The 19,974-nt window shown below is 73.3% G+C and carries 19 protein-coding genes; 11 read left to right on the forward strand and 8 right to left on the reverse strand.

All coding sequences use genetic code 11. The features are described from left to right. Positions 1-1,075 (reverse strand): helix-turn-helix domain-containing protein (locus AC559T_RS23370; RefSeq protein ID WP_498870125.1); only part of this gene is annotated, 1,075 nt, incomplete at its 3' end. A gap of 287 nt (positions 1,076-1,362) precedes the next feature. On the opposite strand from AC559T_RS23370, the gene AC559T_RS23375 reads away from it, so the two are divergent. Both AC559T_RS23375 and AC559T_RS23380 read left to right on the forward strand, forming a co-directional pair. Further along, a complete protein-coding gene (locus AC559T_RS23375; protein WP_071060143.1) occupies positions 1,363-2,214 on the forward strand; it encodes an alpha/beta fold hydrolase in 852 nt (283 codons plus the stop codon). Between the two features lie 16 nt (positions 2,215-2,230). Then, positions 2,231-3,094 carry an alpha/beta hydrolase gene (locus AC559T_RS23380; RefSeq protein ID WP_020459218.1) on the forward strand — a complete coding sequence of 288 codons (864 nt, stop codon included), beginning with the start codon at positions 2,231-2,233 and terminating at the stop codon, positions 3,092-3,094. 62 nt (positions 3,095-3,156) lie between these two features. Here AC559T_RS23380 and AC559T_RS23385 read toward each other — a convergent pair whose 3' ends face one another. The 3 genes from AC559T_RS23385 to AC559T_RS23395 all read right to left on the reverse strand — a co-directional run bounded on the left by AC559T_RS23385 (position 3,157) and on the right by AC559T_RS23395 (position 6,631). Continuing rightward, a complete protein-coding gene (locus tag AC559T_RS23385) occupies positions 3,157-4,371 on the reverse strand; it encodes a CaiB/BaiF CoA transferase family protein (RefSeq protein WP_498870126.1) in 1,215 nt (404 codons plus the stop codon). Positions 4,372-4,408: 37 nt separating this feature from the next. After that, positions 4,409-5,575: an acyl-CoA dehydrogenase family protein gene (locus tag AC559T_RS23390; RefSeq protein WP_071060145.1), complete on the reverse strand. Its 1,167-nt coding sequence runs from the start codon at positions 5,573-5,575 to the stop codon at positions 4,409-4,411. A 294-nt stretch (positions 5,576-5,869) separates the two neighbouring features. After that, positions 5,870-6,631: an SDR family NAD(P)-dependent oxidoreductase gene (locus tag AC559T_RS23395; RefSeq protein ID WP_498870127.1), complete on the reverse strand. Its 762-nt coding sequence runs from the start codon at positions 6,629-6,631 to the stop codon at positions 5,870-5,872. Positions 6,632-6,751: 120 nt separating this feature from the next. Between AC559T_RS23395 and AC559T_RS23400 the strand changes: the two genes are divergently transcribed. From AC559T_RS23400 to AC559T_RS23420, 5 genes are all read left to right on the forward strand, one after another. Beyond that, positions 6,752-8,098, forward strand: a complete 1,347-nt coding sequence (locus AC559T_RS23400; RefSeq protein WP_498870128.1) for a DUF1800 domain-containing protein — start codon at positions 6,752-6,754, stop codon at positions 8,096-8,098. 86 nt (positions 8,099-8,184) lie between these two features. Next, positions 8,185-9,522: a DUF1501 domain-containing protein gene (locus AC559T_RS23405; RefSeq protein WP_498870129.1), complete on the forward strand. Its 1,338-nt coding sequence runs from the start codon at positions 8,185-8,187 to the stop codon at positions 9,520-9,522. A 97-nt stretch (positions 9,523-9,619) separates the two neighbouring features. Beyond that, positions 9,620-10,399 (forward strand): response regulator transcription factor, encoded by a 780-nt coding sequence (locus AC559T_RS23410; protein WP_498870130.1) that lies wholly within the window; start codon positions 9,620-9,622, stop codon positions 10,397-10,399. After that, complete coding sequence (locus AC559T_RS23415; RefSeq protein ID WP_498870131.1) at positions 10,392-11,864, forward strand: sensor histidine kinase; 1,473 nt, start codon at positions 10,392-10,394, stop codon at positions 11,862-11,864. The genes AC559T_RS23410 and AC559T_RS23415 overlap by 8 nt, the downstream gene beginning before the upstream one ends. A gap of 181 nt (positions 11,865-12,045) precedes the next feature. Further along, on the forward strand, positions 12,046-13,266 hold the full coding sequence (locus tag AC559T_RS23420; RefSeq protein WP_498870132.1) for a low temperature requirement protein A: 1,221 nt from the start codon (positions 12,046-12,048) through the stop codon (positions 13,264-13,266). A gap of 77 nt (positions 13,267-13,343) precedes the next feature. On the opposite strand, the gene AC559T_RS23425 is transcribed toward AC559T_RS23420, so the two are convergent. Further along, complete coding sequence (locus AC559T_RS23425) at positions 13,344-13,682, reverse strand: YybH family protein (protein ID WP_112106010.1); 339 nt, start codon at positions 13,680-13,682, stop codon at positions 13,344-13,346. Between the two features lie 204 nt (positions 13,683-13,886). Here AC559T_RS23425 and AC559T_RS23430 point away from each other — a divergent pair, with 204 nt between their 5' ends. Both AC559T_RS23430 and AC559T_RS23435 read left to right on the forward strand, forming a co-directional pair. Then, complete coding sequence (locus AC559T_RS23430; RefSeq protein WP_498870133.1) at positions 13,887-15,092, forward strand: RNA-guided endonuclease InsQ/TnpB family protein; 1,206 nt, start codon at positions 13,887-13,889, stop codon at positions 15,090-15,092. 56 nt (positions 15,093-15,148) lie between these two features. Further along, positions 15,149-15,535 carry a LysR substrate-binding domain-containing protein gene (locus tag AC559T_RS23435; protein WP_368672066.1) on the forward strand — a complete coding sequence of 129 codons (387 nt, stop codon included), beginning with the start codon at positions 15,149-15,151 and terminating at the stop codon, positions 15,533-15,535. Here AC559T_RS23435 and AC559T_RS23440 read toward each other — a convergent pair. From AC559T_RS23440 to AC559T_RS23450, 3 genes are read right to left on the reverse strand one after another with little or no spacing between them, the layout of a single operon-like run. Beyond that, on the reverse strand, positions 15,513-16,247 hold the full coding sequence (locus AC559T_RS23440) for a methyltransferase domain-containing protein (protein ID WP_498870134.1): 735 nt from the start codon (positions 16,245-16,247) through the stop codon (positions 15,513-15,515). The genes AC559T_RS23435 and AC559T_RS23440 overlap by 23 nt on opposite strands. Then, on the reverse strand, positions 16,240-17,001 hold the full coding sequence (locus AC559T_RS23445) for an alpha/beta fold hydrolase (protein ID WP_498870135.1): 762 nt from the start codon (positions 16,999-17,001) through the stop codon (positions 16,240-16,242). Before AC559T_RS23445 ends, AC559T_RS23440 begins: the two co-directional genes overlap by 8 nt. 8 nt (positions 17,002-17,009) lie before the next feature. After that, positions 17,010-17,954 (reverse strand): enoyl-CoA hydratase, encoded by a 945-nt coding sequence (locus AC559T_RS23450; RefSeq protein ID WP_498870136.1) that lies wholly within the window; start codon positions 17,952-17,954, stop codon positions 17,010-17,012. Positions 17,955-18,340: 386 nt separating this feature from the next. On the opposite strand from AC559T_RS23450, the gene AC559T_RS23455 reads away from it, so the two are divergent. Both AC559T_RS23455 and AC559T_RS23460 read left to right on the forward strand, forming a co-directional pair. Next, positions 18,341-19,240 carry a hypothetical protein gene (locus tag AC559T_RS23455; RefSeq protein ID WP_498870152.1) on the forward strand — a complete coding sequence of 300 codons (900 nt, stop codon included), beginning with the start codon at positions 18,341-18,343 and terminating at the stop codon, positions 19,238-19,240. Positions 19,241-19,458: 218 nt separating this feature from the next. After that, on the forward strand, positions 19,459-19,857 hold the full coding sequence (locus AC559T_RS23460; RefSeq protein ID WP_071060153.1) for a PPOX class F420-dependent oxidoreductase: 399 nt from the start codon (positions 19,459-19,461) through the stop codon (positions 19,855-19,857). The last annotated feature ends 117 nt before the right edge of the window (positions 19,858-19,974 follow it).

Raw genomic sequence — 19,974 nt, forward strand, 5'->3', positions numbered from 1 at the left:
GCAATCGACCCCCCCCCCCCGCCACGCACCTTCCGGCACCGCGAGATGACCTTGAGTCCGGGTTGGGGGCGGGCCCCGACCCGGGCTCCGGGGTGGGGGTTTGCGGCGGGGGGGTGTGGTGGGGGGTGTGGTGGCGGCGCCATTCCTGGGGGGTGGTGCCGTAGGCGGCCCGGAAGCGGCGGCTGAAGTGGGAGGGGTCGGCGAAGCCGTTGGCGCGCGCGATGGCGGCGATGCTGCGGCCGCGCGCGTCCCGGGCCGCGAGCGCGCCGCGGGCCCGTTCCAGTCGGTTGCGCACGATCCACTGTTCCAGGCTGAACTCCGCCTCCCGGCACAGCCGGTAGAGGTGACGCACGGACACCCCGACCGCGGCCGCGATGCCGTCCGCGTTCAGATCGGAATCGGCCAGGTGGGCCAGCACGTGGTGACGCACGCGGGCCAGCGTGATCTCCGCCGATGCTCCCGGGGCGTCGTCGGGGCCGCGGGCCGCGCTCACCAGTAACGCCCGGAGGAGCTCGACGGTCGCGGTGCCGACGCCCGCGGCGGACTCGTCCCGTTCGAGGGCCGCGGCGTCGCGGGCCAGCGCGGTGAGGTGGTCGGTGACCAGCGGGTGGAGCGGGCTGCGGGCGAGGTTCGGGGCGCCGCGCCGGACGACCTCGCCGGGCAGGCCGAGCGAGGCCAGCGGTACCTGCAGGCCCTGGCCGCATCCGCCCTCGGCGTTGGCGTACTCGAACGCGGAGCTCAGGTCGGTGCAGTACAGCTCGCCGACGGCCAGCTCGCGGCGGACCCCGAACTGCTCCTGGACGGCGCGCCCGTGCCGGCGCTGCGCGAAGGACAGCACCGGGGGAGCGCTGTCCTGGCGCACGTGCCGGGCGGTGCGGATCATGTGCTGGCCGGCGTTGACGGTCGTGCGGATCAGGCCGACCTCGCCGAAGCTCCACGACTCGATCCGGCCCCGGATGTCGTGCTGGGCGTGCACGCTGAACCGGCTGGTGACGGTGAGCGCGACGATGGCGTCCCGGGCGACCTCGGCGCGCCGGTGCGCCGGCAGGTGGTCGAGATCAAGAACCGTCGCCACCGGTGTTCCTCCCGTCCGGCCGGCGCGGCGGACGCGGGCCGTCCCAAGCCCCGCCGGGTGGTCTGATCGTCCGTCGCCTGCTCGTCGCCTGCTCGTCGCCTGATCGTCCGAGGGCGGCCCGACCAATCGTCCCAAGGGTCGCGGATGTGGCACGGAGAGTCCAGAACCGTGCGCGCAGAGACCAGCACGGCCGACCCGATCCGCCTAGCGTGGACGTGAGGGGACGCCTGCTGACGGCCGGCGCCAGGGATGTTCCTGCGCCCCCGGGGCCGCCGAGAGGAGACATCGTGGCGACCGTGACGACGCTGGACGGCACCGAGATCTACTACAAGGACTGGGGCGAGGGCCGGCCCGTGGTTCTCAGCCACGGCTGGCCGCTGCAGGCGGACAGCTGGGAGGCCCAGATGCTCTTCCTGGCCTCGAACGGCTACCGCGTCGTCGCGCATGACCGCCGCGGCCACGGGCGGTCGTCCCAGCCGTGGAACGGCAACGACATGAACACCTACGCCGACGATCTCGCCGCGCTGATCAGTCATCTGGACCTGCGTGAGGTCACGCTGGTCGGGTTCTCGACGGGCGGCGGCGAGGTGGCCCGGTACGTCGGTCGGCACGGCACGGACCGTGTCGCGCAGATCGTGCTGGTCTCCTCCGTGCCGCCGTTCATGCTGAAGACCGACGACAACCCTGGCGGCGTTCCGGCCGAGGTTTTCGACGGCCTCCGTGCCGCCTCGCTCGCCGACCGTTCACAGGCCTACCGGGATCTCGCCGACGGCCCGTTCTTCGGCGCGAACCGTCCCGGGCAGGAACGCTCCCAGGGCATCCGCGACTCGTTCTGGCTGCAGGGAATGCAGACCGGAGCGCGCAACGCGTTCGAGTGCATCGCCGCGTTCTCGGCCACCGACTTCCGGCCTGATCTCGCCGCGTTCGACGTGCCGACGCTCGTCATCCACGGGGACGACGACCAGGTGGTCCCGATCGAGGTCGGCGGCAGGCGTTCGGCGGAACTGGTCAAGGGCGCCGAGCTGACGGTGTACGAAGGTGCTCCGCACGGCATCACCGAGACGCACAAGGACCGGCTGAACGCCGACCTGCTGGCTTTTCTCGCCACTCACCCCACCTCCGCCCCCGCCTCCGCCTGACCAACAAGGAGACACGATGAGCATCGACAGCGCGGCCGGCCCGGCCGGCTCCGGCAAACCCGACACGATCGTCCTGGTGCACGGCCTGTGGATGACCCCGCGCAGCTGGGAGGGCTGGATCACCCGGTTCGAGGAGAAGGGGTACCGGGTCATCGCGCCCGCCTACCCCGGCTTCGAGGTGGAGGTCGAGGCGCTGCGGGCGGACCCGCAGGTCATCGCCGACCTCACCGTCCCGGCCACCGTCGACCATCTGGCCGCGGTGATCGAGGGCCTCGACGCCCCGCCGATCATCATGGGGCACTCGTTCGGGGGCACCCTCACCCAGCTGCTGCTCGCCCGTGGCCTCGGCGCCGCGGGGGTCGTCGTCGACTCGGCGCCGACCGAGGGGGTGCACGTCACCCCGCTGTCCCAGGTGAAGTCGCTCTTCCCGATCCTGAAGCATCCCGGGAACTTCCACAAGGCGGTCGGGTTCACCCCGGAGGAGTTCCACTACGCCTTCGCGAACACCCTCAGCCGGGAAGAGTCCGACAAGGTCCACGAGCGCTACCACATCCCGGCCCCGGGAAACTGGGTGTGGGTCTACGGCCTTATCGCCAACTTCAAGCCGGGACACCAGGAGACCTGGGTCGACTACGACCGCGACGACCGGGCGCCGCTGTTGTTCATCGGCGGCGGATCGGACCACATCATGCCGGCGTCGGTGAACAAGGCGAACGCGAAGAAGTACCACAACTCCGCCGCGCTGACCGAGTACTTCGAGTTCGAGGGCCGGTCGCACTGGACCTGCGCCGAGCCCGGCTGGGAGGCCGTCGCCGACCACGCGCTGCAGTGGGCCGTCGAGCATGCCGGCCAGCGCCCGTCCAGGACAGCAGCTGGCTGAGGCCCCGCGGCAGCGGGTCTCGTCCGCGGGCCCGCTGTCGCCCTACTGTCGCCCGGTGGCGATCACACTCCGGTGGGTGGCGGCTCGTCGTGGGCGCGGGCGACGTCGGCGGCGATCAGAGCGTCCACCTCCGCGTCCGTGTAGCCCAGGTTCCTCAGGATGCGCCGGGTGTCGGCTCCCTGCGCCCGTGGGGGACGGCGCACCGAGCCGGGAGTGGCGGACAGTTTGATCGGGATGCCGATCCCGCGATAGCCGTCGAGCTCCACGACCATGTTCCGGTGCCGCAGGTGCGGGTCGGCCAGTGCCTGCGCGACGTCGTGCACCGCCGTCGCGGGTACCCCGCGGGCCAGCAGCTCCCGGGCCAGGCCGTGGCGTGCGCGGGGCGCGATCGCCTCACGCAGGATCGCGCGCAGCGCAGCCACGTTCGCGACCCGGGCGGCGTTCGAGGAGAAGCGCGGGTCCCCGAACAGCTCGTCCCGGCCCAGCGCGGTGGCGAGCGCGGCGAACTGCCGGTCGTTGCCGGCGCCGATGAAGATCGGGCCGTCCGCGGCGTCGAAGGTGTCGTACGGAGCGATCGCGGAGTGGGCCGAGCCGGTCCGGATCGGCACCTGTCCGTCCGCCAGGTGCGCCGCCGAGTGGGGATGCAGCAGGGAGGCGGCCGTGTCGACGAGCGTGCAGTCCACGAGCTGGCCCACGCCGGTGCGGGCGCGGGCGTGCAGTGCGAGCAGGATCCCGGCGAACGCGTAGATGCCGGTGACCATGTCGACGATCGGCACGCCGACCCGCAGCGGCGGCCGGTCCGCCTCGCCGTTGATGCTCATCAGACCGCTGTACGCCTGGGCCACGGCGTCGTATCCGGGCATGGCGCCCATCGGCCCGTCGGGGCCGAAACCGGTGATCCGGCACCGGACGAGCCGGGGATGGCGCGCCCGCAGCGTCGGGTCGTCGAAACCCCAGCGCGCCAGTGTCCCGACCTTGAAGTTCTCCACCAGGACGTCGGCTTCCCCGAGCAGCCGACCGAGCACGTCGTGCCCGGTCGGAGTGCTCAGGTCGAGGCAGATGTTCGTCTTGTTGCGGTTGATCCCGGTGAAGTAGGCGCTGGTGCCGTCGGCGACGAAGGGCGGGCCCCAGGCCCGGGTGTCGTCCCCGGCCGGGGGCTCCACCTTGATCACCTCGGCGCCGTGGTCGGCGAGGAGCTGGGCGCACAGCGGCCCGGCGAGAACCCGGGAGAGGTCGAGGACACGGAGCCCGTCCAGGCTCCCGCCGGGGTCGGTCATCCGTCGTCGTCGCCGTCGTCGATCCGCGCCCGTCGTCTCAGTACGACTTCGGCAGGCCGAGCACGTGCTGGGAGACGTAGTTGAGGACCATCTCCTGGCTGACCGGCGCCAGGCGCATGATCCGCGACTCGCGGAAGTAACGCTCGACGTGGTACTCGCGGGCGTAGCCCATGCCACCGTGGGTCTGGATGGCCTGGTCGGCGGCCTTGAATCCGGCGTCCGCGCACAGCCACTTCGCCATGTTCGCCTCGGGCCCGCAGGGCAGCCCCTGGTCGTAGCGCCAGGCGGCCTTGCGTGCCATCAGCTCGGCGGCGTCCAGCCGGATCTGGGCCTCCGCCAGCGGGAAGGCGATGCCCTGGTTCTGGCCGATCGGCCGGTCGAAGACGATCCGCTCCTTGGCGTAGCGGGTGGCCTTCTCCAGCGAGGCGCGCCCGATGCCCAGCGCCTCGTGGGCGAGCAGGATGCGCTCGGGGTTCAGGCCGTCGAGCAGGTACTTGAAGCCCTTGCCCTCCTCGCCGATGCGCGCGGACTCGGGCACGAAGTAGTTGTCGATGAAAACCTCGTAGGACGAGACCGCGTTGCGCCCCATCTTCGGGATGGCGCGCAGGTCGATGTGCTTCCGGTCGATGTCGATGAGGAACAGCGACATGCCGTCGGTGGGCCGGGCGCTCTCCTCGCGCTTCGTCGTCCGCGCGATGAGGATCATCTTCTGCGAGTCGCCGGCCTTGGTGATCCACACCTTCCGGCCGTTGATCCGGTAGCCGCCGTCCACCTTCTCGGCGAAGGTGGTGATCCGGGTGGTGTCCGTCCCCGCGTTCGGCTCGGTCACGCCGAAGCACACGTGCAGCGAGCCGTCCGCCGCGGACGGCAGGATCTCCTTCTGCAGGGCCGGGCTACCGTGCTTGACGATCGTGTTCAGGCCGAAAATGGTCAGGTGCATGATGCTGCACCCGTTCATGCCGGCACCCGAGGCGGCGATCTCCTCGAGCAGCAGCGACGCCTCGGCGATTCCCAGCCCGCCGCCGCCGAACTCCGTCGGGATGGCGATGCCGAGCCAGCCGCCCTCGGCGAACGCGTTGTAGAAGTCCCACGGGAACTCGCCCTTCTGGTCCTTCTCCGCCCAGTAGTCGTCCGCGAAGCTGCGGGCGAGCTCCCGCGCCCCGGCCCTGAGCTGCTCCTGATCCGGAGTGAGTTCGAAGTGCATCGGCTGACCTTCCACTGGACGAGGTGGGCGGGACGGCAGTCGCCTGCCGCGGGGACGTCGTGACGTGCACGGTTCCGTGCGGGACGGGACCGCGAGCGGGCTCCGACGACGCCGCGCGTCGCGAACGTGGTGACTACGTCGCGCTGCGTCAATGCGGACTGCTGTTAGGTGGCGCTAACACACTGGCACGCGGCCGTGCCTCTGGTCGCGGGCCTGTTCGAATTTTCACGAGCCCGGTGCCGGTGCCGGTGCCCGAGTACCTGACGCCGCTGCCTGCCACGTCTCCTGCCGCGTTCAGCGCAGGACCGTACCGCCGTCGACGTTCACGACCTGCCCGTTGATCCAGGATCCCTCGTCCGAGAGCAGGTAGGCGACCATGCTCGAGACGTCCCGCGCCTCGCCGTGCCGGGTGCTGCGGGTGCGGGCCAGCATCGCGGACAGCATGTCCGGCGGCGCGCCGTCCCGGATCTCGCGGGTGAGGATCAGGCCGGGCGTGATCGCGTTGGCACGGATCCCCTCGGTGCCCCACCGGGAGGCGACATGCCGGGCGAGCGCGTTGATGCCCGCCTTGGTCACCGCGTAGGCGGGCCGTTGCGGCTCGCCGGTGAACGACGCGATGGACGACGTGTAGACGATCGCGCCGCCGCCCCGCTCCAGCAGCCGCGGGATGGCGTGCCGGCTGACGAGCATGTGGCCGCGCAGGTTCACGGCGACCGTGCGGTCCCAGATCGCGAGGTCGATGTCGACGACGTCGCTGTCCTTCTGGACTGCGCCCATGTCACCGGCGTTGACGTGCACGGCGTCCAGGCCGCCGTGGGTGCGCACGGTGAGGGCGACCAGCTCCGCGACGGAGGCGTCGTCGGAGATGTCGAAGCCCGCCGCGACCGCGTCGCCGCCGGCCTCCCGGATGGCCGCCGCCGTCCGTTCCGCGCCGGCGAGGTCCAGGTCGCCGACGACGACCTTGGCGCCCTCCCGGGCCAGCCGCCCGGCCGAGTCGGCCCCGAGCCCGGTGGCCGCGCCCGCCACCAGAATGATCTTTCCTTGTAGTCCGTCCATAACCGCTTCTCCCACAGTTCCGCGGCGGGGCGCCACCGTCCGCCGGCCGGGCGCGGATCCTTACACGATTCGTACAGGACGCTCGCCGGCGGCTGACCTTTGCACGCCACCATGGTCGTCATGGCAGCCGCGGTCACCACCGACAGCCCCACCGGGGTGCGGGCCGAGCTCGCGCTCCTGTACCGGCGGGCCGGCTTCGGGGCCCGTCCCGACGAGCTCGACGCCGCCGAGCGGGCCGGCTACGAGGCGGCGGCCCGGGGCCTGCTCGACGCGCACGACCGCCCCGACCCCGGGGCGGCACCCCCGCCCGACCTGGACGCCGAGGCCGACCGCCGGCCACCGCCCGCGTCCGACCGGACCGCCCGCGCGGCGTACGCCCGCGGGCTGCGCGAGCGCACCGAGGCGCTGATCGGCTGGTGGCTCGGCCGGATGGTCTCGACCGCCGACCCGGTCACCGAGAAGCTGACGCTCTTCTGGCACGGCCACTTCGCGACGTCCATCCAGAAGGTGCGCTCGCCGGCGCTGATGCTCGCCCAGAACGAGATCTTCCGGCGGTCCGGCCGCGGGCCGTTCGACGCGCTCACCCTCGCCGTCGCGCGCGACCCGGCGATGCTGATCTGGCTGGACGCCGGCCGCAACGTCAGGGAGCACCCGAACGAGAACTTCGCCCGCGAGCTGATGGAGCTGTTCACCCTCGGCATCGGCAACTACGAGGAGCGCGACGTCCGGGAGGCGGCGCGGGCGTTCACCGGCTGGCGGGCCGGCCGCACCGGCCGCTTCACCGTCGCCGCGGCGCAGCACGACTCGGGCACCAAGACGATCCTCGGCCACACCGGTGATCTCGGCGGTGAGGACGTCGTCAGCCTGCTCGCCCACGACCCGGCCTCGCCGCGCTGGGTGTGCTCCCGGCTGTGGAGCCGGTACGCCGCGCCGGTGGCACCCGCCGACCAGGCGCTCACTCCGCTGCTCACCGCCTACGGGCCGGGGCTCGACACCGGCGCGGCGCTGCGGGCGATGCTCCTCGCGCCCGGCTTCCGGGCCACCGCCGGGCGTCTGGTGGCGCCGCCGATCGACTACGTGGTGGGCGTGCTCCGCGCGCTGCGGATCACCGTCCCGGCGCCCGGGGCGGGCGGTGCCGCCGCGCCGGCGCGCCTGGCCACAGTGCTGCGCGGGCTCGGCCAGGTCCCGTTCGCGCCGCCCAGCGTCGGCGGCTGGCCGGCGGGCGGCGCGTGGCTGACGACCGCGGCGAGCCTGGTCCGGACCCGCTTCGCGGCGGCGGTCGTGGACGCGGCCGACATCTCGGCCGTGGCGGACGTCCCGGCCGCGGAACGGGTGGACGCCGTCGCCCGGCTGCTGTCCGTGCCGGCATGGAGCGCGCGCACCCGCTCCGCGCTGTCCGCCGCGGCCGCCGACCCGCCCCGGCTCGTCACCCTCGCCCTGCTCGCCCCGGAGTACCTCGTCACCTGACGCGCCAGGCCCGTGCGCCCCGTCCGTTACCCGGAACGCCTCCGGGCCCAGGCCGATCCGAGGCCGATCCGAAGGAAGAGAACGCCATGCCGCTCAGCCGCCGCCGCTTCCTCATCGCCTCCGGCGTCACCGGAGCCGGGGCCCTCGCCGCGGGCGCGGGGGTGCTCAGCTGGGACGCCCTGCACGGCGCCGCCGCCGACCGCCCGCTGGCCGCGGGCACCGGCGTGCTGGTCGTCGTCACCCTCTACGGCGGCAACGACGGCCTGAACACCGTCATCCCCTTCCAGGACCCGGCCTACCGGCAGGCACGCGGCGACCTCGCGCCTGCCGAGCCGGACGTCCACCCGCTGGCCGACGGCCTCGCGCTCGCCCCGGCGCTCCCCGGGCTCGCCGGGCTGTGGAAGGAGGGCCGCCTCGCGGTCGTGCGGGGCGTCGGCTACCCGGAGCCGGATCACAGCCACTTCCGGTCGATGGCCGTCTGGCAGACGGCGTCACCGCGGACGGCGTCGACGTCCGGCTGGATCGGGCGCTGGCTCGACGCGCTGGCCGCGAAGGACGGCGCGACGGGCGGCCCGGCAGGCGGTTCGACGGCCGGCCCGACGGGCGGTTCGGCCGGTGGCCAGGCGGGCGGCGCCGATCCGCTGCGGGCGCTGGCGATCAGCCCCACGCTGCCGCCGCTGCTGGTCGGCGACCACACGGTGGGCTCGGCGGTACCCACCGGCGGCTTCGCCGCGCCCAGCGGTCGGCTGGGAGCCGACCTGCACGCGCTCTACCGCCCCGACCCGGCCGACAGCCCGCTGGCCGCCCGGGCCGCCGCATCCGGCGCGGACCTGTTCACCGTCGCCGGGGCGCTCGCCCCGGTGCTCGCCGACGCCCCGGAACGCGACGCCGGCACCCAGGGCCAGCTCGACGGCGAGGATCCCGGCGCAGGCGGTGGCGATGGCGGCGAGCTCGGCGCCCAGCTCGACGTGGTCGCCCGCGCCATAACCGCCGGGGTGCCCACCCGGGTGTACTCGGTGAGCCTGGGCGGCTTCGACACCCATGCCGCCGAGGACGGCACCCACACCCGCCTGCTCGGCCAGCTGGATGCCGCGCTGACCCGCTTCCACCGGTCCATGGCCGCCACGCCCCGCGGGAGCGCGGTGACGACGATGGTCTACTCGGAGTTCGGCCGGCGGGTCGCCGCGAACGCCAGCGGCGGCACCGACCACGGCACCGCCGGTCCCGTCCTGCTCCTGGGTCGGCCGGTGCGCGGCGGCTTCTTCGGCGACCAGCCCCCCCTCACCGATCTCGACGACGGCGACCTGCGGGTCACCACGGACTTCCGCTCGGTGTACGCGACGCTGCTGGAGCGCGTCCTGGGAACGGAGGCGGGCACCGTGCTCGGGTCCGACGAGAGCTTCCCCCGCCTCGCGTTTCTCTGACCGTGTCCCAGGCGTGGCCTGGCCCGCGAGCGGCCCGGCTCCGCGATTCCGCCCCGGCCGGCCGGCTCCGGTTCCTGTGACCAGCACACTCACTGAGGTGGACACCCACACGCAGATGGACGCGGACGCCCACGCTCCCGAGCTTGTCCTCGTCGTCGAGGACGAGGCGCACATCGCCGAGTTGATCCGCATGTACCTCGTCCGGGAGGGGTTCGCCGTCGAGGTCCGCGCCGACGGTCCGGCCGGCCTGGCGGCGGCGCGTGCCCTCACCCCGGTCGCGGTCATCCTGGACGTCCGCCTGCCCGGCCTGGACGGCCGTGAGCTGCTGCGGGCCCTGCGCGCCGACGGTGACTGGGTGCCGGTGCTGCTGGTGACGGCCCGCGACGACGAGGTCGACCGCGTCGTCGGCCTGGAACTGGGCGCCGACGACTACGTCACGAAGCCGTTCTCGCCCCGCGAGCTGGTCGCGCGGCTGCGCGCCGTCCTGCGGCGCACCAGCGGGCCTGCCGCGCTCGCACGGTCGACCGACGCCGCCGGTGCGCCTGCCGGTCCTGGTGCCGGTGCCGGTCCTGACGCCGGTCCTGGCGGCCCGGTGCTGCGCGCCGGGGCCGTCGTGCTTGACGTCGGGCGGCGGCGGGTGCTCGCCGGCGACCGCGAGGTGACCCTCACGACCACCGAGTTCGACCTGCTCGCGGCCCTGCTGCGCCGTCCCGGCCTGGTCCACACCCGGGACCGCCTGCTCGCCGACGTGTGGGGCTACCAGGCGAGCGCCGGCACCCGGACCGTCGACGTGCACGTGGCCCAGGTCCGGGCGAAACTCGGCCCGGCCAGCCCGATCCGCACCGTCCGCGGCGTCGGGTACACCGCCGATGCCTGACCCCGGGAGCCGCCCGAACCCGCGGAATCGGCGGCCCGCCGGGCTGGCGGTGCGGATCGCCCTGGCGACGACCGCCGTCGCCGCGCTCGCGGTCCTGCTCACCGGCACGATCTTCGCCGGTCTCGTCGGCGGAGCCGCGGACGACGAGGCCCGCCGCGCGCTCGGCCGGCAGGCGGACGTCGTCGTCGCGCTCTACGACCGTCCCAACGCGACCGCCGACCTGCGCGCCGGGGTGACCAGGACGATCGCCGCCCAGCGGGTGACCTTCGTCCGGGTCGCCCCGGACGGCCGTCCGACCGCGCGCCAGGGGCCCGGTGGCGGCAGGGGCCTCGAACTCCCGGCCGACGTCCTCGCCCGGGTCGCCGCCGGTGCGGAGGTCGGTACGGCCCACACCGTCGGCGGCCGGCGGGTGATCGTCGTCGGCCGGCCGCTCGCCCACGGCGGCGCGATCGCGCTCGTGCAACCGGCGTCCGAGAGTCGTGAGCTCGCCGGCGCCGTCCTGCGGCGGCTCGGGATCGCGCTGGTGTGCGGCCTGGCCGCCGCGACCGTTGCCGGCGCCGTCCTGGCGCGCCGGCTCGCCCGCCCGCTGCGGCGCCTCGCCGACGCCGCCCACCAGCTCGCCGCGGGCCGGCGCGACATCCGGGTCGGCACCGGCGGTCCGCGCGGCCCGGCCGAGGTGGCGGACGTCGGCGCCGCCCTCGACGGCCTCGCCGCGGCTCTCGCCGTCAGCGAGGACCGGCAGCGCAGGTTCCTGCTGTCCGTCTCGCACGAGCTGCGCACCCCGCTGACGGCCGTCCAGGGTTTCGCCGAGGCGCTCGCGGACGGCGTGACCGAGCCGGCCGACACCGCCGGCACCGGTCGGATCATCCTCGGGGAGGCCCGCCGTCTCGACCGGCTCGTCACCGACCTGCTCGACCTCGCCCGGCTCGGCGCGGACGACTTCCGGGTCGACCTCGCGCCCGTGGACCTGGGCGCTCTGGTGGCCGGGGCGGTGGAGGTCTGGCGGCCGCGGTGCACGGCGGCCGGCGTCGAGCTGCGGGTCGAGCTGCCGGACGGGCCGGTGCCGGTGGTCACCGACCCGGTCCGCTTCCGGCAGATCGTCGACGGACTGGCCGAGAACGCGCTGCGGGTGGTCCCGGCCGGCGCGCCGATCGTGATGGCGCTGGGCGGCGGTCCCCAGGGGGCGGTGGTCCCTCAGGGGGCGGTGGTCCCTCAGGGGGTGATGGTCCCCCCGGAGGCGGTGTTCGAGGTGCGGGACGGCGGTCCCGGCCTCACCGCCGACGACCTCGCCGTGGCCTTCGACCGCTCGGCGCTGTTCGAGCGCTACCGGGGCCGCCGGCCCGTCTCGACCGGCGTCGGGCTGGCGCTCGTCGCCGGGCTGGCCCGCCGCCTCGGCGGTGAGCCGTTCGCCGGGCACGCCCCCGAAGGCGGCGCCGTCTTCGGTATCCGGCTGCCGCCCGGCTGACCCTGCGCGGGGAGCTGACCTCGCGCGGGGGAATGGTGGCCCTCTGACCTGGGCGGCTGGTGCTTGATGCACGCAGAATGTCGCCAGGCGCGCGGCGGCGATCCGGGTGATCTCCGGCGCTCCCACCTGAACGGTCATGCTCGCCGATGGCCATCCGCGAACGATCACGAAGGGGCCGACCGTGCCGGAGACGTCCGAGCTGACCGCCCCCGTCGGGCGCCGATGGCGGGTGCCGATGGGGGCCCGCTCCGCCGACGAGAGCCACCGGGCGTCGACCCCGCTGGAGCTGCTGTTCGACCTGACCTTCGTGGTCGCCGTCGCGGCCGCCGCGGTCGAGCTGGCGCACGCCGTCGCCGACGACCACGTCGGGGACGGCCTCGTCAGCTTCCTGATGGTCTTCTTCGCCATCTGGTGGGCGTGGATGAACTTCACCTGGTTCGCCTCCGCCTACGACTGCGACGACGTCCCGTACCGGCTGCTGACGTTGTTGCAGATGGGCGGCGTGCTCGTGCTCGCCGCGGGCGTGCCCGCCGCGTTCGAGGACACCGACTTCACCGCGGTGACGGCCGGCTACGTCATCATGCGGGCGGCGATGGTGACGCAGTGGCTGCGCGCCGGGCACAGCGACCCGGCGAGTCGGGCGACCGCCTACCGCTACGCCGCCGGCACCGTCGTGATCCAGGCCGGCTGGCTGGCCCGGCTGGCGCTGCCCGAGACCGCGGGGTTCGTCGGCTTCTTCGTGCTCGTCGTGCTGGAGCTGGCCGTCCCGCTGTGGGCCGAGCGGCACACGGGGACCACCTGGCACCCGCATCACATCGCCGAGCGGTACGGCCTGTTCACCATCATCGTGCTCGGTGAGAGCGTGCTCGCGGCGTCCCGCGCGCTCACCCCGGCGGTCGAGGCCGGCGTCACCACCGACGCCGTCCTGCTCGGCGGCGGCGGGCTCGCCGCCCTGTTCGGCTGCTGGTGGCTGTACTTCGCCGCGCCCGCCGGCCGGGGCCTGGCCACCCACCGCGGGATGTCGTTCTACTGGGGCTACGGGCACTACGGGATCTTCGCCGCGCTCGCCGCGCTCGGCGCGGGCCTCGAGGTCACGGCGGAGACACTCGTCCACGACATCCACGCCTCGGACGGCGTCGCCGGTTTCGCCGTCGCGCTGCCCCTGATCGCGTTCCTGCTGCTGCTCTGGGCCCTGCACGCGCCGCTGGAGGCCGCGCCGGTCACCTACCTCGGCGTCGTCGTGGCCGCCTGCGGCGCGCTGGCCGTGATCGCCTGGACGGCCGCCGCCGGCCTCGCCCTGCCCTGGGCCGTCGTCCTCCTGAACCTGCCGATCTGGGCCGCCATCGCCCTCCAGGTCATCGTGGACGACCGCCGCGCCCGGACGTCCACCGTGTCCGGATGACCACCGTGTCCGGATGACCACCGTGTCCGGATGACCACCGTGGACGCCTGACCGCCCGTGGGCGTGGGCCTACGCGCTCAGCGTGCCGGCGGGGCGAACTCGGGCTGGTCGATCAGCCGCAGCCAGCTGCCGTCCGGCTGGCGGCGGACGACCTGTGCCCTGGCGCCGGCCCCGTCCTTCGGGGGCGTCGACGTCAGCGCGATGTCGCCGCTGACCAGGGTCGGCAACGGCTGCTCCGGCTCGAAGCGGGGGCCGCCGGCCAGCACTGTCGCCCACAGCTCCCGGATGGCCTCCCGGCCCACCGTCCGTCCGCCGGGCGGGTAGGCCAGCACCGCGTTCTCCTCGTAGAGCGCGGCGACGCCGGTGGCGTCACCAGAGCTCCCGGAGGATGCCCCGGCCTTCAGGCCGGGAGGAATCCGGTCTCCCGCGGAGCGGGGCAGGGGCAGGCGATCCGCCGCGAGGCGAACCGCCGTCGAAAAGTGCAATGCAACAGATGAATGATCTCGCTGTTGAGAAAGTAGATGTCTTCTTTCGTGATTTCGGCGAGGTGGGTGAGCGGGTCCCCCGAGATAGTGCTGTTCGGATTCTTCGTCGTTGTGCGGTGATGTTAGGGTGTGGCCGTGTCCAGGTTCCGGTTGTATCCCGACGCGGCGCAGGAACAGGCGCTGCTGGTGCACTGTGGGCATGCCCGGTTCGTGTGGAACCTCGCGTGTGAACAGCAGTCGTGGTACCGGCCGTGGCGCGGCCCGGCACCCGGCTATGCGGAGCAGAACCGGCAGTTGACCGAAGCTAGACGCGAGTTCGACTGGCTTGCGGCGGGCAGTGTCATCGTGCAGCAGCAGGCTTTGCGTGACTTCGCGACGGCGATGGCGAACTTCTTCCGTGGTTCGCATCGCAGGCCCACTTTCCGTAGGCGTGGCCATAACGAGGGGTTCCGGATTGTGGCGGTGAGACCAGAAGACGTCCGGCGGGTGAACCGCCGTTGGGCGCGGGTGCGTGTCCCGAAGGCGGGCTGGGTGAGGTTCCGCTGGTCCCGTGCTGCGCCGGGCGCGAAGTCGTATCGGGTGACGCGGGATCGTGCGGGTCGTTGGCATGTGGCGTTCGCCGTGGCCCCGGACCCGATTCCCGCTCCGGGTACGGGCGGGGTTGTCGGGGTGGACCGTGGGGTGGTCGTGTCGGCGGCGCTGTCGACCGGGGAGCTCCTGTCCTGTCCCGGTCTGCGAGCCGGGGAGCAGGCGCGGCTGGTCCGGCTGCAACGCCGATTGTCGAGGGCCAGGCGTGGGTCGCACCGGCGCGGGCGTCTCAAGGTGCAGATCGCACGGCTGCGTGCCCGGGAGGTTGACCGGCGCAAGGACTGGGTCGAGAAGACCAGCACCGACCTCGCCCGCCGGTTCGACGTGATCCGCGTCGAGGACCTGAGGATCGGGCAGATGACCCGCTCGGCCCGGGGCACCGTCGAGGCCCCGGGGAGGAACGTGCGGCAGAAAGCCGGGTTGAACCGGGGCATTCTGGCCAACGGTTGGGGTCTGCTCGTCCGCCGGTTGGAGGAGAAGGCCCCCGGCCGGGTCGAGAAGGTCCCTGCCGCGTACACGAGTCAGCGTTGTTCTGCCTGCGGGCAGGTGGCGCCCGGGAACCGCGAGAGCCAAGCGGTGTTCTGGTGCGTCGTCTGCGGGCACACGGCCAACGCCGACGTGAACGCGGCGATGAATATCGCGGTTGGGAACATCGCGGCCGGACGGGCCGTGACTGCGCGGGGAGGCGCGGCGTTGGCCGTGCCCGCGAACCGCGAACCTCAACACTGCGCACCCCTTCCAGTGGGTGTGTAGGAGTTGGAATCCCCCGCGCTCACGCGGGGGAGGACGTCAACCTGCGTGACCTGTGCCTGCACCCGGTCGTGTGCATGCCGCCCGGCACCGGCCTGCGCACCGTGCTCGACCGGGCCTGCCAGGCCCGCGACCTTCATCCCAGGATCGCGTTGCAGGCCAGCGCGCCGGACGCTATCGCCGACCTCGCCAGCCGCGGCCTGGGCGTGGCCGTCCTCAGCATGTCGATGGCGGCGGCGTACGGTGACCGGCTTATCGCGCTGCCCGTGAACGGCCTGAGTCGCCAGCGCTGCTCACCTTTGTCTGGCGTCCCGGCCAGCCCCGCCGTCCGCGAACTGCTCGCCCACGCCCGCCGGGCCTTCGCCGTCCCCGATCCGGACGGTTCCCCGAACGGCGGTCCAGCCCCGGCACGACGGAACAAGGTCACCCGGCCCGGCGGGCGGTGACGATGTACGCGGTCTCGCTGAACAGGAAGTCGCCGTCGTCCTGGGCCGCCTGGAGCTGGCGGCTCCACTCCGCGAGCTCGTCCAGGCTCACGTGGCCCAAACCGCGGTCCGCGCAGCGGTGGACGGCGTCGTGGATCTCACCCAGCCGGAGCGGCATGGCCTCCGCGAGCGTCGGCGAGACGGTCGTGTGCGCCTCGACGGACTCGAGCGCCAGCGGGCTGCGCCGCACCAGGCCCGCGAGGCGACGTCCCAGCTGCGGGTCGGTGGCCGCCATGTACTCGTAGGGGACCGGCAGCTCCGCGTAGGTGAGCAGCACCCGGCGGGCCAGGCCGCGGTCCGCGATCGCGACGGCGATCGTCTCGAAGTCGGTGTGGCCGAGTACCGCCCGCCCACCCGGCCGCAGGACGCGGGCGATCTCCTCCAGCAGCGCCGCCGGATCGGTGAGGCACTCGAGCGTGTTGTTGGAGATCACGACGTCGACGCGGGCGTTGGCGAACGGCAGGGCCCCGCTCAGATCATGCTGGACGGCGCCTGCCCCGGGCAGCGCGGCGGTGAGGCGGCGCAGCGGCTCGGGGTTCAGGTCGAGCCCGATCAGCCGCGCCGAGGGGGACCGGCGGGTGATCGCGGCGAGGGTGTCGCCGTGGCCGGCGCCCAGGTCGACCAGCGTGTCCGCCGGCCCGGGGTCGGCGAGGTCCGCTATGCGCTCATGCACCGTCCCGGCCGACGTCGGTGAGCCGGTTCAGGAAGGGGAGGAGGGCTGCGAGGTACACGTCCGGATCACCGCTCCACAGGTCGTGGCCGGCGCCGGGGATGGTCGCGATCTCGACCGTGGGCAGCGCCTGGCGCCACTGGTCGGCGACCTGGTCGGTGACCACCGTGCTGCGGCGCCCGCCCCTGATCACCAGGACGGGAAAGCTCAGCCCGGAAAGCCGGTCCCACAGCGGTACGTCCCGGCTCTCGGTGAAGACCGCCCGTGCCGCGTGTTCCGCCATCCGGTCGATCATCGGCACGCCGCGGATCTCCGCCCGCAGCTGCCGCTCGACGACGGCGTCGGGCGGGCGCACGTGCCGTGCCCCGTAGTCGCCGACCACCAGCCCACGCACCTGCTCCGGATGCTCGAGCGCATACCCGAGCGCGTAGGACGACCCGCGGGAGAACGCGACGAGAACCGGCCGTTCCACCTCGAGCGCGCTGATGACCGCGCCCAGGTCGCTGATGTGGTCCTCCCACGCGTACCCGCTGGCCGGCGCGTCGCTGCCACCCCGCCCGCGCAGGTCGACGACGACAGCCCGCCGCTCACCGAGCTGGTCGAGCAGCCAGCCGTACTCGGCCGCGGACTCGCCCATGCCCGGCACCACCACGACCGGCGGCGCGGCGGCGCCGAGCAGCCCGTTGTCGAGCGCGTGTAACCGGACCCCGCCGTTGCTGACGAAGACGGACGCCCCGGCGCCACGAGGCTCGGTCACGGCCGCCGTCACGAGGACCTGCCGCGGTTCTTCATGGACGTCAGCCCGGCGAGGGAGGGAGTCCCGTTGTTCCGCAGCGCGGCGCGGGCGTGGGCGAGGTGGTGCATGTCGAACACCGAGTCGACGGCGGTGCTGAAACCCTGGACGTCCAGGGTGTGGTTGACGGCGCGCTTGGCCATGCGCAGCGCGAACGGGTCCTGGCGGGCGATGCGGCGGGCAAGCTCCAGGGTGGCCGGGTACAGGTCGTCGAGCGGGACGACCCTGTTGACCATGCCGAGCCCGAGCGCCTCGGCGGCCGTGACGGGACCGCCGGTGAACAGCAGTTCCTTGGCCTTGCGAGCCCCGAGCTCCCAGGTGTGACCGTGGTACTCCACGCCGCCGATGCCCATGTGCAGGACGGGGTCGGAGAACTCGGCGTTGTCGGCGGCGACGATGAGATCGCAGGGCCAGCAGAGCATGAGCCCACCGGCGATGCACTTGCCCTGGACGGCGGCGATCGACGGCTTCGGAATGTCGCGCCAGGTCTTCGCATAGTGCAGGTAGTGCCGGGTCTCCCAGTCGTAGCCGCTGTCGGGCGTCCAGGCCGGACGCGGGACGTCGCTCTCGGTGCCGGACATGTCGTGGCCGGCCGAGAAGTGCTTCCCGGTCGATCTCAGGATGATGACCCGGACCTCGGCATCGGCGTCGGCGGCCTGCCAGGCTTCGTCGAGCTCGCGCAGGACCTTGGGGTTCTGCGCGTTGGCGGCCTGCGGCCGGTTAAGGGTGATGACGGCGATGTGCTCGTCAACAACCTCGTAGTCGACGTGCTCGGCCTCGTAGCCGACCTGCTCTGGCCGCGTCGCGCTGCCGGTCGCGCCGTTACCCGCGCTGCCGGTCGGGTTTGTGGTCGGGCTGTCGCTCGCGTTGCTGGTCGGGCTCAGGGTCGGGCTGTCGGTCGCGTTGTCGGGATGCATCGGGTCTCCTTCGCCGGTGCTGGGCGGACGGGAGCGGGACCGCGGTCGACGGGAGCCCGGGGGAAGCTGTCCGACATCGACGTCGACATCAATATTCATCCACGGGAGTCGGAAAAGGTCAACGCTCACCCTTAGCCTCGCCCCCACCCCATGCTTCCCGCCACCCCTGCGCCACTTCTCACCCACTCGCAGCCCCGAACCGCAGCCCCCGGCTCAGTCCTTGGCCCCAGCTCCCAGCCCTGGTCCGGTCCTCCCGGAGTCGGCCCGGTCCCTGGTAGCCGCGGTCGTGGAAGTCGCTGGATGGCCGGGTTCGGGTGGGTGAGGTGCTCTGGGGGCTGGAGCCCGGTTTGATGGTGTCCCGTTGGACGCGAGGGGGTCGGTTGGCTGTGGAGATCGACGGGATGATGCTGGCGTTGCTGGAGATCCCGGCTGAGTGCACGGTCGAGTACAACCGGTGGTACGACCTCGACCACATGCCCGAGCACCTGGCCAAGCCCGACGTGCTCCTGGGACGTCGCTACGTCGCGCCCCGCGACCTGCGGGAAGCACCGGGGGTCGTCCGGTCCGACCTGCTCGGCGGGTATCCGCCGTACCTGACCACCTACTGGTTCGGCGGTCCGCTGGACATGACCAGCGAGCAGGCCCGCGAGGGCTGGCTCGCCCTGGATCGGACGCTCCTCAAAGGCGGGCGCTTCTGGCGGATCGGGCGGCCTCGTCACAGCTCGCGGTGGCGGGTCGCCGCGGCCTGGAGCCGCCCGGGGTGCCTGGTGCGCCCCGTCGCCGTCCCGTATCTCGCGCACCGAGGGGTGATCGTGGCGCTCGGGCGGGCGCCGTCGGCGGCCCGGCTGGGCGAGGCGGTGGACTGGTGGGAGCGGGTGCACCTGCCCGACCTGGCGGCCGTGCCCGGCCTCCTCGGCGCCGTCCGGCTGAAGTGGGCGGACGAGATCGGCGGGGGCGAGGCCGGTGGGAGCGAGACCAGCGGAGACGAGGCCGGCGGGGGCGAGGCTGTCGACGCGGCACCGGGGTCGGATCTCGTGCTGCACATGCTGCTCTGCGAGGACCCGCCCGAGCTGGTGATGGGGCGGATCGAGGAGGCCAAGCGGTACTGGCGCGCCGTCGGCCGGTTCCCCGCGCACCGCGGGGCCTACGAGGAGCTGGCCTTCCTGCCCTACCGGCTGATCGTGCCGCTCGAGTACGACTTCGACATCACCGAGGACGGGACCGAGGAGGTCACCGCGAGAACCACGGACGTCACCGGTGACGTCCGCGGGGACACCGCCGGGTGAGCGCACCGAGAGCGCAACGGGGGCGGTGGCCGGGCGCGGCCGTCCCGGACCGGCGGGCGTCGGGTGGGTGGCGCGGGTGCGGGAATATCACGATGGTCCGGCGCCGCTGAGCGTGCGGGTGGCGACGTTCACGACGGGTGGCGTCGTCCAGGAGAGGTGCGTCGCGTGCGGTGGTCGATGCCGCCGTATCGACGGCCTCGCGACGACGGAGGTAGGACATGGGCAAGCTCGATGACGGGGCGAAGGAACTGCTGGACAAGCCCTTCCACGGGTGGGTGACCACGTTGACCGCGGACGGCTCGCCGCACAGCACGGTGGTCTGGGTCGACGTCGACGGCGACGATGTCCTGTTCAACACCGCGGTCGGCCGGGTCAAGGAGAAGCACCTGCGCAAGGACCCGCGGGTGTCCGTGGGCGTGCTGGACCCGGAAGACCGCTACCACCTGGTGAGCGTGACGGGGACGGCCACGCTCGACACCGAGGGCGCCGACGCCCACATCGACCGGCTGGCCAAGAAGTACCTCGGGGTCGACAGCTACCCGTTCCGCAAGCCCGGCGAGCAGCGGATCATCGTCCGGATCACGCCGAGCAAGGTCGTCTACAACGCCGGTTCCTGACCGCCGCGCCGCCCGCGGTCGCCGGCCTCGTCCGGCGACCGCCCAGCCACCGGCCGTCGCATTCCGGCCCAGACGCAGCCGGACAAGCCGGTCTCCGTCACCACATGGTGGGCTGGA

The sequence above is a fragment of the Frankia sp. Hr75.2 genome (assembly GCF_949319125.1).
Lineage (GTDB): Bacteria > Actinomycetota > Actinomycetes > Frankiales > Frankiaceae > Parafrankia > Parafrankia soli.